Raw genomic sequence first — 17,446 nt, 5'->3', positions numbered from 1 at the left:
GGACACGAATAAGCACTGAACCGCTCACCAGGAAACGCGGCCCTCGCCGCGGTTTTTGCGTCACGGCGGGACCGGTACAACCGTTTCCCGCAATACTCGCAGGTGGCGGTGTGCTGCCCCTGCCTCGACTGCCCGGTCATGCCGCCTCGTTCCATAGAACGTTCACAGTGTGACCTCCTGGGTTCATGCTGTTCTCCCATGCGTTCGGGCGAGGTAATCACGGGCAGCCCTGCCCACGAAGTCAGTTCGGCTCTGATCGCGTTCGGCGGACTCGTAGTCGGTCGGCGGAATGGGTTCGTCGTCCCAAATCGCCCGCCCACACAAGCAGTACGTGCCGTGCCACGGGTTGTAGGTGCGGGGCTCGTGGCGGGCGTCGATGCACCGGTACCGGTTCTCGATCTCGCGGGCAGTGTTCTTCGCGGCGGTCGTCAGCGGTTGGTTCGTTCTCATTTGGTGCCCTCCGCCCGCCCCGCGCAGGGCCCGCGTTTTTCGACATCGACGGCGCGCTGGAGGTGTACGAGCGCAAGGACGAGGACGGTGCCAACAGCCAGGAGCGCCAGCACCACGACCGCGACGAGCAGCCACAACACGAGCAGCACCGCGGTCACGCGGCGGTCTCCAGGGCGTGCTGCACGCTCGCGACGGCCCGTTTCCACCCGCACGTGATCACGTCGTCGTCGGGGTGGGCATCGCAGCGGGGATGCTCGGCGAGGGCTGCTTGCACATGGTCGACCAGTGCGCGGGCGGTGTCGCGTTGGTCGAGGATGGCGTCGATCATGTCCGCCAAGTCTGTGGATTTGCCGTCGCCGGCGTCCCACATGGCGTTCCACCTGTTGGTGTCATCGGCCGCACGGCGAGCCTGCTGCAAAGCGTGGGCCTGCCACCCCTCCAGCTCGGTGATGCGTTTGTCGCGGGCGGTCACCTGCGACCGCAGTTCCATCGCGCGAGCGTGGCATGCCCCCGCCTGACCATGGGCACGGCCAGCATCGGCGCGAGACGCGTCCAACTCGGCCTCCAGCGCGGTGACGCGGTTGATCAAACCCTCTCGATCGGCGGTGTTGGCGTCGAGAGCGGCCTGCATGGACACGGCACGGGCACGAGCGGCCAGCAGCTCGGCGGCCATCGCGGCAGTCTCGTCCGCGTTGGCGGTCCGGTTGTCGCGTATGGCGCGCAATCGATCCTCGGGGACGCGCACCCAGGACGGGCCGACGTCGATGGTGTGCCCGCCGTGGCAGGCACCGGGAGAGCAAGAGCAGGGGTCAGGCATCGGTCTTCGCCTCCTCGATGAATTCCCATGCCACGTAGTCGTCCTCCTCGAACCGCGCCTTGATCGGCCCGGACATGCCGACCGTGTAATCGCATTCGATCAGCGTCTCGGAGTAGGGGTCGGTGCAGTCGTTGTCGAACCAGTTCTTCATCCAGCACTGGTCATGCGGCACGAGCGGGTGCCCTTGCTCCTCCTCGTGGTCGCTGTCCCAGCGCTCGCAATCGCAATCCGGGTACTGGTGACACTCGGCATCACGGTCGCCGTGGCAGGTGAACTTGATCTGCCAGGTCGCCGCGTCGTCCGGGTTGCCGGTGATCTCGACGGTGTGCAGGGTGTCGGTCATCGGGCCGCCTCCTCGGGCAGGTATTCGAGTTCCCATGTCGGGTGGAAGATTCGGGGGCGCTTCTCGCCGTCGAGGCGGACCCGGATGCGATGGTCTGCGCTCGTGATGGTGCCGAGCCGCGGTGCTCCATCGCCCGTGTACCGGACCCGACCACCGCGCTTCGCTGGTACGGCGTAGTAGTCGCGGACGTACTTCATGCTCACGGGGTGGCCTTCGGGTACTCGTCCCAGGTGCGTTCGTCCAGCTCACGGCCAGCGGCCTTCTTGCCGACACGCCAGTACGCGTCCCGGGTTTCGCCGGAACCGTGTTCGATGTCCCAACCTCTGAAGGCGTCTTCGGTCATCTGGTTGGGCGTCACGTACTCGCCCCACTGCTTGAACAGGAACGGGATGGCCGCTCCTACGCACTGATCGCGCAGGCCTCGCGCCCAATCCGGGTGCATCGGCCGGGCGCCGTGCCCGGATTCGCCGCCGACGATCACCCAGTCAAGCGGTGGCACGACAAACTTCCCGGGGTCGTTCTCCAGCCACATACTCAGGTCGATGGGCCCGAGTAGCGGTTCCGCACTGACGAACCGGACAGCAGCCGGGGTATCGAGGAGAACCGGGATCCGCACGCGGGCCCACTTCTGATCCTCGGCCGAGACACCCAGCCACACGTTCGGCAGCGGCCATGGCGCGTCATAGATCGCGGCGGCCGTCTCCTCGTCGGTCGTGGCCTCCAACAGCTTCTGTGTATCGGCGAGCAGCGCCCGCATCCGGCCGGGTCGTTTCGTCAGGATCTGGAAGGTGTGCTGGGGTGCGCGGGCCATGGTGGCGAACACCTTCGCGATGAACTCGTCTGGAATGTCGGCGTGGAACAGATCGCTCATCGAGTTGACGAAGACGCGTCGTGGCTTCCGCCAATGCAACGGCTCCTCCAGGCGCTCCGGACGCAACGTCACACCGAATCCGTTCGGGAACTGCGGGGTGCCGGCGAACCGATGCGCGATCCCCTCGGCGTAGCAGTGGTCGCAACCCGGAGACACCTTTTCGCAGCCCGTAACTGGGTTCCAGGTTTGGTCGGTCCACTCGATCGATGTCTTACCCACGGCTGGTCTCCTCGGTGGTGGTGAGGTAGGTGTTCGGTCCGCAGTCGGTACCGCACTGGTCGCACCGCCACCGCCCGCCGGCACCGCTACGGCTGTCGTGCGGGCAGGCGTCCTCGGCGGGGACCCCCAGGTCTAGGACGGATTGCGCGAGTCGTTTGGCGGCGGCCTCGCAGTAGCGCTCGTCGATCTCGATGCCGATTGCGCGTCGGCCCGCGTTGCGCGCGGCGATCAGAGTCGAACCCGATCCGGCGAAAGGGTCGGCGATCATGCCCCGTGGGCACCGCTGGATTAGCACCTCAAGCACCGCCGTGGATTTCGCGTGAGGGTGACCTGATCGTGCGGCGAGACCGTGTTCGCCCGCCATCAACCCTGTCGCACGCAGGATTGATGATTCGCCGCCGATTCCTGCGCCCCATTTCCCGATGAGGTAGATCATTTCCACGTCGCGCCGGAATCCGGCGAGCGCTCCTCGCACGCCCGCGTCGGCTTGCTTGGCGTACACGAGCGCCTGTCGTGTGGCGGCTGGCGCCGGGATCAGCGGGTCGCCGAATACGATGGCGGGCCGGTCTCCCCACGCGGCAAGCACCGCGTCCCGGGCGGTGGTGTCTCGGTCATTCGCGATCCCCCGGTGCCCGGCGGGGACATGGCTGCCCCCGTGCCCGCTGAGCAGCCCGGCACCTTGCTTCCAATCGCGGCCGTACGGCGGGTCGGTCACCAGGACATCGGCGGCGAGCCACGCGTCGATCGCGCGGCAGTCACCGTGGTAGAGCGTGACGTGCTCGTCGGCGTAGTACGGGTCAGCCACGGCCGGCCTCCTCGGTGGGGACGTACGCGACCAGCAGCGGGCCGCCGCAATCGGCGTGGCCCTCCAGGTCTTCGCCGTCGTAGCGCTCGTCCTCGTCGCCCCACGCCGCCCAATGGATGTGGTCGAATGTGCCGCCGTCGATCTCGTCCTCGACTTCCGACGGGCTGCACGCACGCCGCCAGATGCAGGGATCAGGGTTCGGGCAGTCGACGTGGAACAGGATGGTGCCGACGGGGAGCGCGTCGGCCTGGGCGGCCGTGGTGATCTCGCGGGCGGCGGGACGCCAGCCCTTGACCTCGTCGTGCAGGTAGACCACGCCAACCGCCTCGTTGGCCCACCCTGCCGCGATCAACGAGGCGTCGGGGGCCATGCCCTCGTCCTCGACCAAGCGCCACCCCGGCCCGGTGCGCTCCACATGCACGTAGCCGACCGGGGTGGGCTCGGTCAGGGTGTCGCGGTCACTCACCATCGGACACCTCGGCAGGGACGTCCACGACGGTGATGTCACACAGCCCCTTGGCCGCCAGGATCACCGCGCTGCTCGACTGCAAACGGTGATGCCCGAATCCTGCCCATGCCCGCTTGCTGAGGTCGATGTCAGACCAGCCCGCTTGCAGAAGGAGCGAGCGGAGTCGGATCACCGTGCCCTCAGGCAACGCGTCCAGTTCCTCGACCGTGCTGACGGTGCGGGGTTCGGTGATGGCGCGGGTGCCGGTGTCCCCGTCCGGGCCGATCGGGATCAGGGCGTACTTGTCGTGGTAGTCGCGCCAGTGGGCCAGCTCGTCGTGGTCCCACTCGGGGATCACGATCGCGCCCCGATCCCACTCGGGCCGGTCGGCGTGGGGGCTGTGCGTGCGCTCCACAAGGACGTAGGCGTGGGGCTGGTCGTCGGCGGGGATCGGGTCAGTAGGAGTCTCGGCGTCACTCATCACTGGCACCCGCACCGAAGTACGTGGACCACTCACCGAACGTGCGGAATCCGCCCTGCCGCATACGCAAAGCAATCCCGGTCCAGATCTCGATACCCTCATCGGCCTTCCCATCGGGCGCACCATGAGAAGCCAGAACCTCCCGCATCTGAATCGCCTTGCGCTCCAGGTCCTCGGCGGTATCGGTCGCCACGGCCATGACCGCCGTGTCCCTGATCGACATTTCATCCATGGTCAGCACTCCTTCGAACAGAATCAGTTATGGCCGTGGAGGTTTCACCACAGCCCGGAAAACATGGCGACGACGTCGCGAACTTGGCGTGCCCAGGACACCGATAACCCGGCGGGGACTCCTTAATCGGGCGACCCTCAACCACCGGTTGCCTCGATCCGTCGGTATTTGCTGAGCAACCCGCGGTAACTGATCAGCCGCTGCCGGTTCGAACCGCGAGTGCCCTTCACCAAGAACTGCCGATCACCACGCCACGACGCCGCCTCCCGCAACACCACGAGCGCCCGCGTACCGTCCTTCGACTCCCACTCGGAACCGACCAGATCAGAAATCGTCATGATCGGGTGCTCCAACCGCAGCAACGGGACACCGAGACGGGTCCTCGTGCATGCGCGTGTACAGCGTGCTTTTGCCGGACCCAGGCAGCCCGCGAGGAATAATCACCCGCTGGCGCGCAGGCGGCGGAATCACGTCAACCAGCTCGGTGGCGGTCATCGCACAATCACCTCATCGCGAACAACCTGCATGGCGGCACGGTCGACAACAACCTCACGATGCTCAGCAACAGAGCCCTTACCAGCAACCAAGCGGAACCGCAGCCGCGGCGCGCCACCAGACGAGGTGATCACGCCCCGCCAGCTTCGGTCGATCGGAAGGAGCCGCAACCTGACAACTTCAGCAGCGGACACGAGGTCGCTACCAGGGACGGTGTTGCCGCGGGAAGCTTTCACCGCCGTGCGTGTCTGAGTGAAGGTCGCACGGGTGTGGCAGCCTCCCAGTGACGAAAATTCCACGCTCATGCCGCTACACCGCCTTCCGCTTCGAGATCGACCGACATCTCGTCGTCGAGGGCCTTCGTCTCGTGCTGCAGAAAGATCGGCGACTTCGCCTTCAACGTGGTCGGGTGCAGGCTGTCGACGGTGCGGATGCACACGCCCTCATCGACGAGCTTCTTCGACCCGGACAGCGGGACAGCCTGCCCGTACCCCTCGTCGTAGTAGCGGCGGTCCAACCAGTCGGCGGGGTCAAACGCCTTGTGCGCCAACTCCGCCAACACCGGAACCGTGTTCAACCCGAGCTGCGCGCACCACTCAACGAGCTGACCCCACGCGAGGTCGGTGACAATGCCCTGAGGGTTCACGTAGGCGACCCGGTACACGTACAGGCCAGCATCACCATGCGGGACGTTGTAGGTGTACCCGCCTTGAATTGGCGCACCATCGGAAGTCCACCCGATCAACTCGGCATAGACAACGAAGCCCTGCGGAATCAGCCCGTTGAGCCGCTGACCGTAGTGAGTCCACACGTCGGTCCCGTAGTAGTGGTTCTGCTCCGCTTTCGGATCCTTGATTACCTTGCGGCTGCCGTACACGGTGTCGTAGGTGTACTGGACGACAGGCACTTTCATGAACCGGGTGGCGAGCTTGTCACGCCAGGTCGGCTGCCGCTTCGCGATCGTGTTCCCGATCCGGATGCTCGTCCCATGCAGCTTTTGTGTGATCACCACCCGTGCTTCGGGGCCGATGAGGTGCTCGTTGCCGAAGTAGCGGGCGGTGTCGTAGTGCTCCGGCAGGTACTTCGCGTCGACCCGAACGAACTTCTTCGTCGCTTTCTGCTGCGGGGTGCGCGCGTTGCTGCCCTTCACCGGTCGCTTGAATTTGCGGCAGATTTCGTGCCCGTTCAGCTCGTCAAACACGTCACCGGGCGCGAGCTTGGCGACGTCGAAACCGGTGTAGGCCAGTGCCTCAAGCGGCAGGAACAGCGCGTCGGACCGGTGGCCGCGGAGCTTGATCGCTCGAACGCGGCGGTTCTTCGCCAGGTATCCCTTCTCCGCGGTGTCGGCGTTCAGCTCGGTGTCGGAGTGCAGGTTGTTGGCCCGCGCGAATCCCTCCGACAGCTGAGTCTCGGCGGTGAACACCACACCGAGGTCGCCTGGCTGGCGGGTCTTGTCGACGATCGCCTGGTAGCCAAGGATCGGGGCGCCGGCGATGTTGTCGCAACCGGCCAGGTCGTTGACTGCGGCCAACTGAACTACGACTGCAGCGTAGTTGGGGTTCTTCGGGGTGGTGAGGGCCATACGAGCAGCATAATCGCCTTACAATGCACTTGTCTACATTGCATTGCGCTTTACCCCAGGTTGGTCAGGTCCATCACTGTCATGTTTGCTGACATGGGTGTTCCGTCCATGTCGAGGATGTGCACCTCGGTGTGGTAGTCGTGGCCGACCAGGGTGGTGTCGAGGCGGCAGTGGTAGTGGCCGGCGAACAGGTGTTTCGGTTGGACGTGGTCGACGACGTTGCGCAGGAGTTCCCGATGTCGTTGCGCGGCTTCGATCTCCGCTTCAGGGAAGCCGATGGGGTTACCTTCGATGCACGGGATGTGGACGCCATCGGGGACGTCGTGGGTGATCATCACGTCGGCGGGGCCACTGTTCGCCGCGGTGACGGCTTCTTCGATGGTGATGGTTTCGCGTGGCCACCATTCGCCGCGGGCCCGCCACGGCCGGTCCACGCTGTGCGCGCCACCGAGCGCCAGGAACGACACACCGGACCAGGCCCACCGGTAGCCGCGTGGCAGGTAGAACGTGAACGGTGCCAACGGGATCGCAGCACAACCGTGGGCATGTTCCAGCATGTCGAGGCGACCATAGTCATCGTGATTCCCGGCGACGAATCCCAGGCACATGTCGTTGTCGGCGAGAGCGTCAGCCACCCGGCGCCGGAAGCGCGCTTCGAATTTGTACCCGAAGTCACCAACGTGCAGGATCGCCTGCGCGCCTTGCTCAGCGGCATATCGGATCGCTCGAACCGCATGAAAGCTGTTGCCGTGCCAGTCGCCGGCGACCGCTATGCGCGTGGGGTTGCGTGTTTCCCAGATCATGCTGGGTGCCTCTCGGTGTCGTCGATAGAGCAGGTGCCCCAGTAGTTTTGGCCGTAGCCGCGGAGTGTGCCGGGTGGGGCGTAGCGACGGGCCATCCCGATCAACCACTCCTGACCGCAGGGGTTCGCGGTGTGAACGTACAGCGCTTCCGGCCACCAGTCGTTCTCACACATCCACAGCATGATCGGCCGTGTGGTTTCGTCCTCGTAGGTTGCGATCGACGTACCGAGGTCGTGGTCGAGGGACAGCGCCTCGAGCGGGATGCCGGCCAGGCGGTGCCCGTGCAGGAATACCATTGCTGCGGGCGCGGTCTTGGCGAGCGCCCATCCGGCGGGCACCGGTCGCTCATCGTCTACGAACAGCCTCATTCGAGGACCCCGTCTGGTAGTGGTGCGCCGATGAGGGCGCCGAGGGTTCGGTAGTACTCGGGCGCCCATTGCATCCCGCATGCGAGACATTCCGCGCTGGACAGGTTGGCGCGGAGGGCGTACTGGGTCACGGTTTCTCCGGCACTGTCCTGGCCTGTGACCATGGTTTCCCCGCACGATGGGCAGGGTGCGCGGAGTTCCCACACGTGTTCGTCATCGAGGAGTCGGCGGGCTCGTACCGCCCAGGTGTCGATGTCGCGCGCGAGCCTGCGCACGTACCCGGTTTCTTCTGGCGCCCAGGTGGCGTCTGCGAGGGCGTACAGGCGGCGCACCGTGAGTTCTCGACCGGGAACGGTGGCGCCACCGATCGACGACTCCCCTACCCGGCGGTCGATCAGCTCGAGCAGCGACAACGCATCGGACCAACCGGGTGCGCGGGAGCCTGGTTCGGGGCGGCGTGCACCTCCACCGTCGGCGCGTTCCCCGTAGCTGGCTTCCCGGAGCTGGTCGTAGAGCGAGTCGACGGGGATCGGTACTTGTTGGCCGTCGCGCTCGACGTGCTCGACTTGCATGCCGACGAGGTTGTGGACGGCGTCGGCGAGGGCGGTTCGGGCGCCGGCGACTAGCTCATCACTCACGCTGTTCGTCGTCTCCTTCGATGTACGGCAGGATGCGGATCACCCCGTCGGCAGATGGGACGAGCGGGTGGAATCCGGGCGTGGAGTAGTCACCCGGTTTGACGTCCTCGGTGAGCGTTTCGGTCGGTTCGTCAGGGCCGGTTGGGTCGGTCATTTCACGCTCCGTGGGTTTGGTTCGGTGTTCGCGGGGTCGGCGCCGCGGGTTCAGCATTCGCAGTCGGCCCAGTGCATTCCGCAGCGCACGCAGGTTTCGTCGCCGTCGAGCCAGTCGAAATCGTCACCCACCTCATCACCGGTCACTTCAGCTCCGGCAGGGGTACGTACTGACGGTCGATGAGGCGCTGGGCCGCTTGCACTGCTTCACTGGGCGCGGATACAGCGAAGGATGGTTCGAATTCCGCCTGACGTTGGGTGTTTGCGATGTGGGCGCGCGCCGAAGGCGACAATGCGACCGTGTAGTCGTTGTTCTGCTTCTCTGCGCGCTCGGCCTTACGGAGCGACTTAGCGCTGTCGGCGGCCTGATTCTCTGCTGCTATTCGGCGACCTTCGGCAAGGGCTCGACCCAATCGGAGCACCCAGTACAGGTGCCACGTGCTGGCGCAGATGCTGGCGATGGCTACGACGAGTGCCAGTAGTGCGAGGGTCATTTGTTATCTCCGTTGTTGTCGCCGAACAATATGGCGGGTGCGATGGCCCGGTTGTCGTGTTGGAGGGTGTGCGCTTTTTGGATGGCCCGAATGTCGTCGTCGACCAGATGGTGACCCAACCAGAGTTCGCAGCCGTGCGACACGCACGTAATTTTTTGCACGCCCTTGTCAATCGGTGTCACTGATACCCGCCGATGCTGCGATGAACACACCAAGAAAACGGGGCACCACGAACCACCAGGTCAACACCGCTACCACACCGGCAGCGACACTAATTGCAGTCTTGCCCATAGTCGTAGTCATCTTCCTCGTATCCGAGCCACGGAAATTCGGGGTCGGTACCCAAAGTTTCGGTTTCAACGTATTCCGGGTCCATCTTCAGCCTCCTTGTTCGGCTATTCACAGAATAAGGTTCGAGTCAAACCCGGTTTACGCACGAAAATGCCCGCCACAATGAATGTGGCGGGCACCATGTTTTCGGGTTAGGCGGCGTCGGCGTGCAGGATTTGTTCCGCCGCGAACCGCACCTGATCCCAACCCTGCGGCGGTTCACCATCGCGGTACAGGGCGTAGAGGACATGGTCCGTGCGGACGAACGCGTTCACGATCCCCGCACGCCGCTGTTCCGCTTCACACAGGGCACCTATCAGGTTGATTGTTTCGTCGTCGGCCAGTGCCCTCGCCTGCCAGAACCGGCGCGAGGTCCACAGCCGGCGCAGCAACGGCATCATCCCGGCCTTCACATGCCGTTGCCCGTGCCGCTCCCCGTAGATGACCGCGTTGTACAGGCGCGCCTGATACGGGGTGATCACTTCGTCGATGTCAGACATGACGGTCTCCATCCAGGTTTGCGCGACGGATTCGCTGCAGCAGGTCCTCGATCGGCGCCTCGTTCGGCTCGTCGGGCAGAACGGTTGTCGCTGCGTCGAACAGCACCTCATACTCGGCGATCAACTCTCGTGCGCACTGCGCGGCCGGATTGGCGATGACCTGGCGGCCGAAGTCGAAGTACGCCTGCGGATTCGGGACCCGGATCGGCAGGACACCAGTGGTGTACAGCTCGTACCCTTGCCACAGCACACGCATGGTGTGCCGAGCGTGCTTCTCGCGACGGGTTTCCAGCGATCCCTGAAAGCGACCCTTCTCCAGCAGCCGATGGAACTGCTGCGTCGCATACCCGAAGAAGCTGTTCCGCACGCGGCGCGCGGCCAGGAACTCGGTGCGGAGGCCGATCAGCTCGTCGCCGAACTCGGTTGTGTGCGTGTAGTGGTCGAGCCACAGGGTTTCCATCGCGGTCGGGTTGCATGACAGCGCGAGCGACATGGCTTTGCCGAGCTCGTGGTAGGTGGCGTCGGCGCCGTCGCGTCCCTTCTTCGTCGCCCGTTCCCGTGACGGTGGGTGGAGGCCGAGGAGGTTCGAGGTCGGCTCGACGTAGATGCCGGCGTAGTCGATGTCGGAGGTTGGGGTGTTGAGGCCGTAGGCCGTGGAGCCGACGATTCCTTCGAGGAGTAGGTTCATCATCGGTCCAGCCACGCGAGCCAGCCGACGAAGGTGAACAGGGCGACGAGGGCGAGCAGGTGGATCCAGGTCATGCCGCACGCTCCACGATTTCCCAGGCGCTGATGGTGACCTGGCGGCGTGCGACAGCAACCTGGTATCCGGCGTCGGTGAGCTGTTTGCGCTCGTTCCACACTGAGACGGAGTCGGTGCCGACGGTGTGTTCCTCACCGGTCTGCGGGTCGCGGTAGTGGAGCTGGTATTCCGGGCGCGACGTGGCGGACTCCCGCACCGTCGGCACGTACGGTTCGTGGCCGTCATCCATGAGGGATCTCCAGAGTTGCCAGGGCTTCGAGATGTTTTGCAGGAAGGTCGTCAATGGGGTCTCCGATCAGTCGGCGTCCGATCGCCATCAAAATGACGGCGTCGGCGGTGTCGTTACTGTTGATGTCGAGCAGCGGGTAACGGCGCACCGCGGCGGCGAGGACTTCGTCTTTGCTCGCGTTGCCTTTGCCGGTGGCGTATTTGGCGCGAATGTTGGGTGCGACAGGGAGGATTGGGACACCTTCGTCGGCGAGCATCGAGTAGGTGAGCCACCATGCCCCGGACCGGTCGTGCATGGCGCCAGTGTTGGAGGCGTATGCAGGGGCTTCGATGACGGCGAGGGTGGGTGCGTTGACGATGACGTGGTGGGAGATGGTGTGGGTGATGTAGCCCAGTCGGTGCCAGCGATCGATCCACCGGTCGTTCTTGCGGCCTGTAGTTTCGATCACCCGAAGGTCGGCTGTCTGCTCACCGACGCGTGACTGCGCGATCCCGGTGGCGGTGAGGGATAGGTCGATGCCGATGACGCGCTCGAAGGTGGTCACAGTTCCCTCCAGGTGAGGTAGTCGGCGGCACAGGTGAACAATTCGCCGCACTGCGCGCATTTGATCGGGGCGTGTTTGGCGAATCCCTCGCCGATAAGGCCAAGGCAGCCCTGGCACATGAACACGCCGTCACAGCCGTGCATGCCCGCCCACAATGTGGCAGCCGGGGCTGGACCGAACGGCCCGTAGACGTGGATGTTCCCTTCGCACAACGGTTCCTGCAGGACTGGCAGCGGCGCGGTCACAGCGGGCTCACGGTGGCGAGTTCTTGGAATGATTCGGCTTCGCGTCCGCAGTGGTAGCACTCGATCGTGGGCATCCCGTCAGCCCATTCCAGGTCATCTGCGAGGCAGGTTTCACACAGCAGCGAGTTTTCGCAACCGTGCAGGTGCACAACGTATTTCGCGACCCGATCACAGGTTCCGTTGTGGGCGTCGCAGGTGGGGTGGAAGTCGAGGTGGGCAATGGGGTCGCGGTGCTTGCGGCGAAGAATTCTCATGCAGCTACTCCGGGTACGGGTGCGGGTCGTTTGGTGGTGTGCCACTTCCCGCACCTGCACAGGTAGGTGCGGGTGGGGCGGGCGCCAGGTTGTTGACGGCGGAGGAACCGGGCGATCGCTGTCTCTGCCTCCGTGACGGTGCCGTGACCCTTCTTGTATGGGGTGGGGCATGTTTTGTCGCGGCCGGCGTCGATGGTGTGCCGGTAGAGCGTGGCTACTGCGGTTGCCCGGTCGGGGTGGGTTTCTTTGTGTCCGCAGCGGCAGCGGGCGACCCATGTTTTTCGTCCGCGCTGGGTGGTGTCGCGCAGGATGTGGTCAGGGGTGCTCATTGTCGGCCCCTGCACGCATGGTGGTGATGAGGGTGTCGATGGGGAGTTTCGCGCGGGCGGCGAGGATGATGACCAGGTCGGCGAGGGACACCACGATGCCGAGGGGGTCACCGAATTCGAGGAGCGACTGAATACCGGTGTCGTCGGAGTGGTGGCGTGCGGCGACGACAGCAGCGGAGTTGTGCATTGCTTCGACCATGTCCGTCACGCTGCGTCCAACCCGAACAGCATCTGAACGATGTCGGTCGTGGCGGGCTGCTTGTCGCGGTAGATGGTGCCGCCCCACACGCCGGGGACGGTGTAGGGGGCCGCTTCGGCGGCGAGCCCGGCGTGACGCGTTTTGCAGGCGGTGCGTGCCGTGAGGGGGCAGGTTTTGCACAGTGCTGCGGAGGTAGCTCGGCGGCGTCGTGCGGTTTGGTCGTCTTCGCCGGGTACGAGCCAGTCCCATCGGGAGCCACGGTTTTTCCGCATCCATGTCAGGTGTTCTTCGGTTGCGCAGGGGGCTTCAGCGAACAGGTTGGGGCGTCGTGTTTCGCTCATTGCCGCACCACCGCGATGATCGGTGCGAGGACGCACGCGATGAGTACGAGGATGATGGATGCGGCGGCCCCCACCAGCCGGAGAACAAGGTCTTTCATGGTGAACCTCCTGGTAGGGGCCGCTGGCCCGATCAAGAATGTGTTACAACGTAGATCATAATCTGCATTGTACTTCACTTTCAATAGACACAGTACGAAGATCGAAGTGTTCGGATCGGGGCTGGCACGGGGTGTTTCGGCCAGGGGCTAGTTACTGGCCAGTCAACATGGTTTGTGCGGTGATGAGCCTGGCGATGATTTGGTCGAGTTCGGTGGCGTCGACGGCGACTGTGGTGGCCCCGAACCGGTTTGCTGCTTCGATCACAACCAACGGTTGGGTCTGGTCGTCGGTCAGGACGGTGACGTCGACGTGGGATTCGGTGGCGGTGAGGATCACGCCGCAGCCTTCTTCGGGTAGTTGTCGGCCCGGTCGCTGGCAACGATTTCCCGAATCCGTGCGCCCATCTTCTTCTCCGCCTCGATGTTCGATCGGTGTGCGCAGATGGCGTGGAGCGCTTCGAGGTACCGGTCAACCGCGGCGTCCTGTTTGGGGCCGCGGGTGGTGTAGTCGGCGATCTCGGCGAGGTCTTCGACCCGGTAGTAGAGCTTGTGGTTGTAGCCGCCGAAGGTGCTCATCGGAGGTGTCCTTTCTGGTCGAGCGTGAGGGGGTGGGTGAGTTGGTCGAACACCCGGCGTTCGTGGGTGGCGACGGTGTCTTCGAGCCAGGTGCGTGCGGCCCGGTCGTCGGCACCCCACATCAGGAAGGTGGCTTCGTCGGGGTCGACGCCGAGGACTTCTTCAGCGACCTGGTCGGCGTATCGGATGCGACCGCTGGTGTGGTGTTGCACTTGGATTTGCCCGTACGCACTGTCTGGTGCACCGATCCACCGCCATCCGCCGGCGAGGGTGATGGCCCATCCGCCGACGCCGAGTTCGATGTGTCCGCGGTCGGTGAGGTGCCGGAAGAAGGATTGGTTGTAGCTGGTGCGGTCGCGGGTGATGCGGGTGAGGATGCGGCGCATGAGCGGGATGTTGTGGACCATGTGGGGCACCAGGTTTCGTGAGAGCGGTTAGGGGAGGTGGGTGTAGAGCTGGGCGCATCCGCCGTCGCGGGTGGCGCGGATGAGGGTGCCGTCGTGGCGGGCGCCTTCGCTGGCGACCGCGAGCGCTTCGGCGAACAGGGCGCGGGCGTCGTCAGCGTTCTGGGCGGAGATGTACACGCTGATTCCGGTGTCGGTCATCAGATGTGGCAATCGACATTGACGAGCCAGTCGCAGCGGTCGAGGCTGTCGATGTAGTCGTTGGCGGCGCGCAGGTAGCGGTCTGTCGTCTGGTCGGTGGCGTCATCCGTGCCGAACCAGCCCATTTCGCCGCGCGCCATCCACAACCCTTCCTTCGTGAGGAAGGCGTAGCCGGGGATCGCCATGTCGCGGCGAAGCTGCTCAAACTCGTCTCGGGTGAGGTGATCGAAGGTGCCCTCAGGGCCGTCGAACCAGTTCTTGTACGGTTCTGCGGCACGCAGCGCGGCAATGCGCGGCTGTTCGCGGTAGTCCTTGCGCGCCTGGTCCATGCTGTATTCGAGGCTCGTATGGTAAGCGGTGCGTGCCTCTTTGGTGGCCTGCTCGATCGCCGCGAGAGCAGTCTTGTATTGAGGGCCGTCGTACGGCAGGACGTCAAGGTCCTCGGCGGTCACGCCCACCTGTGCCATGGCGCCATCGCGAGCTTCGTCGTAGATATCGCCCCATGGCTTCGGCGCAGCAGCTTGAGCGGCTTCGACGCGGCCGTAGAACTCTTTCCAGGGCTTGTGCTGCGGGGTGCCGTCGATGACCATCGCGTATTCGTTCCAGTCGAGGACGGCTTGGTTGCCCGCAACGTTGCGGGTTCGCTCGATGTCGATTGCGTGGATTCGTCCGCCGTCGCAGCCGCCGAGGGGAACTGGCTTGTCCTTGTTCGTCCAGCTGGGTTCGCCGTGCACCAGGTCTTCGCGCAGTGCGCCGGAGGTCGCCTTCCAGCGACCGGTCCAGCGCCCGCCGATGGTCCACCAGTCCCACTTGGCGTTCGGGTTGCGCCAGTAGGTTTCGCCGTCTTCGGTGTGTTCCTCGACTTCGAGGTTCTCGTCGAACGGGCGGAGCATGTTGGTCAGGTAGGACTGGATGTTGGCGGCGTTGTCGGGCAGGGCGACTGTGACGGTGAAGTGGCTCATCAGGTTTCGCTTTCGGTAGAAGGTTGGTAGGGGCGGCGCCCGAGAGATGTGGGGGTCGATCTCGGGCGCCGCGTCCTCGCTCCCCTATGCGCGGCCGTCACGCGCTGGCAGCTCGGTGGAGCGCCGCGGTCGCGGAGGGAAGGTTCATGGGGTGGTGGGTCAGCTGGTGGTGTCGAGGGCGGGTCGGCGGTGGTCTCGTCGCGGCGGCCACCACGGTCGGTGCCGGCGGCGGTCGTGGGAGGCGGCCTGGTAGGCGTGGTCGAATGCTTGACGCCAGGTCGGGTATGCGGCCAACGCCAACCACTCGTCACCCTGTACGTGCCGCGATACAGCCCATTGGCCGTCGGGGAGGCGGTACACGAAGGTGTTCACGGCGTTGTGTCTTCGGTTTCTGCGTGCGGGCGCGCCCGGAGTTCGTCGACGGTGATCTGTTTGGGCTTCCACCACACGCGCTCGTGTTTGGAGACCTGGGTGAAGGGGGCTGTGGCGTGGGCTCGTATGTCGGCCCACCTGTTCGGGGTGTCAGCATTCAAGATCATCGGGTTGCTCCGTATTTGATGGCGATGGCTTGGGCGCGGGCGGCAGCGGTGGTGTTGCCGTCCCAGCGGAGGTCGTGGGCGAGGGATTCGACTTCGCCGATCAGTTCCGTCATCCGATTGCGGCGGGCCGCGAGAGACAACAGCAGCAGAGCGAGCACGGTCACCACTGCCTGCCTTCGGGGAAGCACGAGCAGCCTGGGCAGTGGTGCTGGAACATGCCGGGCCGCCACGTAGCACCACGGTCGAGCCGGAACCCGTTCGGGAGGATCACCTCTTGACCGCTGTGGTTGAACAGGGGGCGGCCCTGGTCGATCGCCGCTTTGATCCGATAGGCGTCGGAGGGGTGGAACGCTTCACCGGTCAGACAGTCGGTGCACCCACAGCCCTCGGGGTCGATCCCGAACCCGTTCCCTTTGAACCCGGTTTCGATGCGGATGCCGTCGCGGTAGCCGTCGTCGCTCATGACTGGCCGTCTTCGGATGCCATGCGCTGGGCAAGGGTTGCGATCTCGTCGGACAGCTCGAACAGCGCCCAGCTGGCCTTCTCTCGCGAACCGGTGGAGGCTAGTAGGGCGTTGGCCATGGCGCGAGCTTCGGCAACCGGCTCGCGGTCGGCGGTCTCCTGCGAGGACGGCGATATCGGGCGGACGTGGTACTCGGCGAGAATGTCGTCCGCGACCGGCCCCCAGTAGCGGAGGTTGTAGCCCAGGGCGCCGTGCCGGTCCCCCGCGCGTTTGAGGGCGGCGGCAAACTGATCGCGGTGGCTCATGCCTTGCATGCGTTCACCTCGACCGGTGCCGCAACGATCGTGTACCCGGCGGCGGCGAGAGCCTGCGCGTGGTCCCGGTCGCGGCCGGAGCCGGGGAGCGTGTTCCAGTTGACGACCATGCCTTCCTCGTCGGACACGTACAGGTGCGTTTCCTCGCTGCGACGGAAACCCGTTGGGGTGAGGATGGTGTCGTCGAGGGTCGACGCGACCACATAGTCAGCGATCCCGTTCGGGAACAACAGCGGCGGGCTGAGCCGGTAAACGTTGGCGTCGGTGCAGAACGTTTCACCGGTCACGGTGTGGGCGACTTCATCGGTAAGCAGGGTCGCGGTCTTGGTGTTCATCAGTTCTCCTGGTGGTCGTTGAGGTAGGCGTCGCACCGGTCGCGGAGTTCGCGGACTTGGGTGCGGGTGAGTTCGGCGCGGATTTTGGGGCAGGGGCCGGCGGGGTTGGTGGCGACGCAGATGCCCATGAATGCGTCGTCGGGGGCGTCGATGACTTCGACCGCGTATCCGTCGTGGTCGACGAGCGGGGCGGCACCGTAGAGGGTTTCGCCCCGGTCGTCGTGGCGGGTGATCACGCCGCGACCTGTGCGGGCTGCGCGTACCGCAGGTACCAGCCGTTGACCACGACCTTGATGTAGATCTCGTCGTCGTGCGCGAACGGCGCGGTCTGGTCGAGAGCTTCGGCGATCTCGGCGCGGGCGTGGTCGATGCAGAACGCCAGCTCCTGCACGCTCAGCTCGTTCGGGGCGTCGGTGTCCTCGTCGTAACCGGGCTTCGTCCAGTCGATGTGGACCGAGGCGGTGGTGCCGTCACCGTAGCGGCAGGCACCCTCGTGGCATTCGCTGCCCTGGAAGTCGCTGCCGTCCCAGTCGATCTCGAAGTCGATGCGGGGGTCCTTGTCGGGGAGGCCGAGGAGTTCGCGGGCCTGGGTTTCGGTGAGCATCGGCGTGTTCCTTCCGG

At 65.1% G+C, this 17,446-nt stretch carries 38 protein-coding genes; all 38 read right to left on the bottom strand.

What is annotated here, in order from left to right; translation table 11 throughout:
- Positions 1-446 precede the first annotated feature (446 nt).
- Complete coding sequence (locus ACFO5K_RS04475) at positions 447-608, bottom strand: hypothetical protein (RefSeq protein WP_378556054.1); 162 nt, start codon at positions 606-608, stop codon at positions 447-449.
- On the bottom strand, positions 605-1,267 hold the full coding sequence (locus tag ACFO5K_RS04470; protein WP_378556051.1) for a hypothetical protein: 663 nt from the start codon (positions 1,265-1,267) through the stop codon (positions 605-607). Before ACFO5K_RS04470 ends, ACFO5K_RS04475 begins: the two co-directional genes overlap by 4 nt.
- Positions 1,260-1,610 (bottom strand): hypothetical protein, encoded by a 351-nt coding sequence (locus tag ACFO5K_RS04465; RefSeq protein WP_378556048.1) that lies wholly within the window; start codon positions 1,608-1,610, stop codon positions 1,260-1,262. Before ACFO5K_RS04465 ends, ACFO5K_RS04470 begins: the two co-directional genes overlap by 8 nt.
- Entirely contained in the window at positions 1,607-1,813 is a 207-nt protein-coding gene (locus tag ACFO5K_RS04460; protein WP_378556045.1) for a hypothetical protein, read from the bottom strand. The genes ACFO5K_RS04465 and ACFO5K_RS04460 overlap by 4 nt, the downstream gene beginning before the upstream one ends.
- Positions 1,810-2,700 carry a DUF5131 family protein gene (locus ACFO5K_RS04455; protein WP_378556038.1) on the bottom strand — a complete coding sequence of 297 codons (891 nt, stop codon included), beginning with the start codon at positions 2,698-2,700 and terminating at the stop codon, positions 1,810-1,812. Before ACFO5K_RS04455 ends, ACFO5K_RS04460 begins: the two co-directional genes overlap by 4 nt.
- The gene (locus tag ACFO5K_RS04450) at positions 2,693-3,505 is read right to left on the bottom strand and encodes a DNA methyltransferase (protein WP_378556032.1); all 813 of its coding nucleotides are present in this window, start codon (positions 3,503-3,505) and stop codon (positions 2,693-2,695) included. The genes ACFO5K_RS04455 and ACFO5K_RS04450 overlap by 8 nt, the downstream gene beginning before the upstream one ends.
- Positions 3,498-3,971, bottom strand: a complete 474-nt coding sequence (locus ACFO5K_RS04445) for a hypothetical protein (protein ID WP_378556029.1) — start codon at positions 3,969-3,971, stop codon at positions 3,498-3,500. The genes ACFO5K_RS04450 and ACFO5K_RS04445 overlap by 8 nt, the downstream gene beginning before the upstream one ends.
- Positions 3,964-4,434 (bottom strand): hypothetical protein, encoded by a 471-nt coding sequence (locus tag ACFO5K_RS04440; protein ID WP_378556026.1) that lies wholly within the window; start codon positions 4,432-4,434, stop codon positions 3,964-3,966. The genes ACFO5K_RS04445 and ACFO5K_RS04440 overlap by 8 nt, the downstream gene beginning before the upstream one ends.
- Positions 4,427-4,666, bottom strand: a complete 240-nt coding sequence (locus tag ACFO5K_RS04435) for a hypothetical protein (protein ID WP_378556023.1) — start codon at positions 4,664-4,666, stop codon at positions 4,427-4,429. The genes ACFO5K_RS04440 and ACFO5K_RS04435 overlap by 8 nt, the downstream gene beginning before the upstream one ends.
- Before the next feature lie 137 nt (positions 4,667-4,803).
- Positions 4,804-5,004: a hypothetical protein gene (locus tag ACFO5K_RS04430; protein WP_378556020.1), complete on the bottom strand. Its 201-nt coding sequence runs from the start codon at positions 5,002-5,004 to the stop codon at positions 4,804-4,806.
- A 153-nt stretch (positions 5,005-5,157) separates the two neighbouring features.
- On the bottom strand, positions 5,158-5,466 hold the full coding sequence (locus ACFO5K_RS04425; protein WP_378556017.1) for a hypothetical protein: 309 nt from the start codon (positions 5,464-5,466) through the stop codon (positions 5,158-5,160).
- Positions 5,463-6,743, bottom strand: coding sequence for an RNA ligase family protein (locus ACFO5K_RS04420; protein WP_378556014.1), 1,281 nt, complete (start codon positions 6,741-6,743; stop codon positions 5,463-5,465). The genes ACFO5K_RS04425 and ACFO5K_RS04420 overlap by 4 nt, the downstream gene beginning before the upstream one ends.
- A 50-nt stretch (positions 6,744-6,793) precedes the next feature.
- Positions 6,794-7,546 carry a metallophosphoesterase family protein gene (locus ACFO5K_RS04415; protein WP_378556011.1) on the bottom strand — a complete coding sequence of 251 codons (753 nt, stop codon included), beginning with the start codon at positions 7,544-7,546 and terminating at the stop codon, positions 6,794-6,796.
- Positions 7,543-7,884, bottom strand: a complete 342-nt coding sequence (locus tag ACFO5K_RS04410; RefSeq protein ID WP_378556008.1) for a cyclic-phosphate processing receiver domain-containing protein — start codon at positions 7,882-7,884, stop codon at positions 7,543-7,545. The genes ACFO5K_RS04415 and ACFO5K_RS04410 overlap by 4 nt, the downstream gene beginning before the upstream one ends.
- A gap of 26 nt (positions 7,885-7,910) precedes the next feature.
- Positions 7,911-8,552, bottom strand: coding sequence for a DUF7341 domain-containing protein (locus tag ACFO5K_RS04405; protein WP_378556005.1), 642 nt, complete (start codon positions 8,550-8,552; stop codon positions 7,911-7,913).
- A complete protein-coding gene (locus ACFO5K_RS04400; protein WP_378556003.1) occupies positions 8,545-8,706 on the bottom strand; it encodes a hypothetical protein in 162 nt (53 codons plus the stop codon). The genes ACFO5K_RS04405 and ACFO5K_RS04400 overlap by 8 nt, the downstream gene beginning before the upstream one ends.
- 142 nt (positions 8,707-8,848) lie before the next feature.
- Complete coding sequence (locus tag ACFO5K_RS04395; RefSeq protein WP_378556001.1) at positions 8,849-9,199, bottom strand: hypothetical protein; 351 nt, start codon at positions 9,197-9,199, stop codon at positions 8,849-8,851.
- A 168-nt stretch (positions 9,200-9,367) separates the two neighbouring features.
- Positions 9,368-9,490: a hypothetical protein gene (locus ACFO5K_RS04390; protein WP_378555999.1), complete on the bottom strand. Its 123-nt coding sequence runs from the start codon at positions 9,488-9,490 to the stop codon at positions 9,368-9,370.
- Between the two features lie 191 nt (positions 9,491-9,681).
- Positions 9,682-10,029, bottom strand: coding sequence for a hypothetical protein (locus ACFO5K_RS04385; RefSeq protein WP_378555997.1), 348 nt, complete (start codon positions 10,027-10,029; stop codon positions 9,682-9,684).
- Entirely contained in the window at positions 10,022-10,720 is a 699-nt protein-coding gene (locus ACFO5K_RS04380) for a nucleotidyltransferase domain-containing protein (RefSeq protein WP_378555996.1), read from the bottom strand. The genes ACFO5K_RS04385 and ACFO5K_RS04380 overlap by 8 nt, the downstream gene beginning before the upstream one ends.
- A 67-nt stretch (positions 10,721-10,787) precedes the next feature.
- Complete coding sequence (locus tag ACFO5K_RS04375; protein WP_378555994.1) at positions 10,788-11,021, bottom strand: hypothetical protein; 234 nt, start codon at positions 11,019-11,021, stop codon at positions 10,788-10,790.
- Positions 11,014-11,565 carry a hypothetical protein gene (locus tag ACFO5K_RS04370; protein WP_378555992.1) on the bottom strand — a complete coding sequence of 184 codons (552 nt, stop codon included), beginning with the start codon at positions 11,563-11,565 and terminating at the stop codon, positions 11,014-11,016. Before ACFO5K_RS04370 ends, ACFO5K_RS04375 begins: the two co-directional genes overlap by 8 nt.
- Positions 11,562-11,810 carry a hypothetical protein gene (locus tag ACFO5K_RS04365; protein ID WP_378555990.1) on the bottom strand — a complete coding sequence of 83 codons (249 nt, stop codon included), beginning with the start codon at positions 11,808-11,810 and terminating at the stop codon, positions 11,562-11,564. Before ACFO5K_RS04365 ends, ACFO5K_RS04370 begins: the two co-directional genes overlap by 4 nt.
- Positions 11,807-12,064, bottom strand: a complete 258-nt coding sequence (locus ACFO5K_RS04360) for a hypothetical protein (protein WP_378555988.1) — start codon at positions 12,062-12,064, stop codon at positions 11,807-11,809. Before ACFO5K_RS04360 ends, ACFO5K_RS04365 begins: the two co-directional genes overlap by 4 nt.
- Positions 12,065-12,379: 315 nt before the next feature.
- Entirely contained in the window at positions 12,380-12,592 is a 213-nt protein-coding gene (locus ACFO5K_RS04355; protein ID WP_378555986.1) for a hypothetical protein, read from the bottom strand.
- 5 nt (positions 12,593-12,597) lie between these two features.
- Positions 12,598-12,864 carry a hypothetical protein gene (locus tag ACFO5K_RS04350; protein ID WP_378555984.1) on the bottom strand — a complete coding sequence of 89 codons (267 nt, stop codon included), beginning with the start codon at positions 12,862-12,864 and terminating at the stop codon, positions 12,598-12,600.
- A gap of 318 nt (positions 12,865-13,182) precedes the next feature.
- Positions 13,183-13,368, bottom strand: a complete 186-nt coding sequence (locus ACFO5K_RS04345) for a hypothetical protein (RefSeq protein ID WP_378555982.1) — start codon at positions 13,366-13,368, stop codon at positions 13,183-13,185.
- Positions 13,365-13,607 carry a hypothetical protein gene (locus ACFO5K_RS04340; RefSeq protein WP_378555980.1) on the bottom strand — a complete coding sequence of 81 codons (243 nt, stop codon included), beginning with the start codon at positions 13,605-13,607 and terminating at the stop codon, positions 13,365-13,367. The genes ACFO5K_RS04345 and ACFO5K_RS04340 overlap by 4 nt, the downstream gene beginning before the upstream one ends.
- Positions 13,604-14,014 (bottom strand): hypothetical protein, encoded by a 411-nt coding sequence (locus ACFO5K_RS04335; RefSeq protein WP_378555978.1) that lies wholly within the window; start codon positions 14,012-14,014, stop codon positions 13,604-13,606. Before ACFO5K_RS04335 ends, ACFO5K_RS04340 begins: the two co-directional genes overlap by 4 nt.
- A 27-nt stretch (positions 14,015-14,041) precedes the next feature.
- Positions 14,042-14,212 (bottom strand): hypothetical protein, encoded by a 171-nt coding sequence (locus ACFO5K_RS04330; RefSeq protein ID WP_378555976.1) that lies wholly within the window; start codon positions 14,210-14,212, stop codon positions 14,042-14,044.
- The gene (locus ACFO5K_RS04325) at positions 14,212-15,174 is read right to left on the bottom strand and encodes a hypothetical protein (protein ID WP_378555974.1); all 963 of its coding nucleotides are present in this window, start codon (positions 15,172-15,174) and stop codon (positions 14,212-14,214) included. Before ACFO5K_RS04325 ends, ACFO5K_RS04330 begins: the two co-directional genes overlap by 1 nt.
- Positions 15,175-15,333: 159 nt before the next feature.
- The gene (locus tag ACFO5K_RS04320) at positions 15,334-15,546 is read right to left on the bottom strand and encodes a hypothetical protein (protein ID WP_378555972.1); all 213 of its coding nucleotides are present in this window, start codon (positions 15,544-15,546) and stop codon (positions 15,334-15,336) included.
- Positions 15,547-15,709: 163 nt separating this feature from the next.
- Positions 15,710-15,877 carry a hypothetical protein gene (locus tag ACFO5K_RS04315; RefSeq protein WP_378555970.1) on the bottom strand — a complete coding sequence of 56 codons (168 nt, stop codon included), beginning with the start codon at positions 15,875-15,877 and terminating at the stop codon, positions 15,710-15,712.
- Positions 15,874-16,176 (bottom strand): hypothetical protein, encoded by a 303-nt coding sequence (locus ACFO5K_RS04310; RefSeq protein WP_378555968.1) that lies wholly within the window; start codon positions 16,174-16,176, stop codon positions 15,874-15,876. The genes ACFO5K_RS04315 and ACFO5K_RS04310 overlap by 4 nt, the downstream gene beginning before the upstream one ends.
- The gene (locus ACFO5K_RS04305; protein ID WP_378555966.1) at positions 16,173-16,490 is read right to left on the bottom strand and encodes a hypothetical protein; all 318 of its coding nucleotides are present in this window, start codon (positions 16,488-16,490) and stop codon (positions 16,173-16,175) included. Before ACFO5K_RS04305 ends, ACFO5K_RS04310 begins: the two co-directional genes overlap by 4 nt.
- Positions 16,478-16,825: a hypothetical protein gene (locus ACFO5K_RS04300; protein ID WP_378555964.1), complete on the bottom strand. Its 348-nt coding sequence runs from the start codon at positions 16,823-16,825 to the stop codon at positions 16,478-16,480. The genes ACFO5K_RS04305 and ACFO5K_RS04300 overlap by 13 nt, the downstream gene beginning before the upstream one ends.
- Positions 16,825-17,061 (bottom strand): hypothetical protein, encoded by a 237-nt coding sequence (locus tag ACFO5K_RS04295; RefSeq protein WP_378555962.1) that lies wholly within the window; start codon positions 17,059-17,061, stop codon positions 16,825-16,827. The genes ACFO5K_RS04300 and ACFO5K_RS04295 overlap by 1 nt, the downstream gene beginning before the upstream one ends.
- Positions 17,058-17,429 carry a hypothetical protein gene (locus ACFO5K_RS04290; RefSeq protein ID WP_378555960.1) on the bottom strand — a complete coding sequence of 124 codons (372 nt, stop codon included), beginning with the start codon at positions 17,427-17,429 and terminating at the stop codon, positions 17,058-17,060. The genes ACFO5K_RS04295 and ACFO5K_RS04290 overlap by 4 nt, the downstream gene beginning before the upstream one ends.
- Positions 17,430-17,446: the final 17 nt, after the last annotated feature.

This window comes from Nocardia halotolerans (assembly GCF_042650145.1).
In the GTDB taxonomy this organism is placed as follows: Bacteria; Actinomycetota; Actinomycetes; order Mycobacteriales; family Mycobacteriaceae; genus Nocardia; species Nocardia halotolerans.
This window is presented reverse-complemented; position numbering and strand designations above follow the sequence as displayed.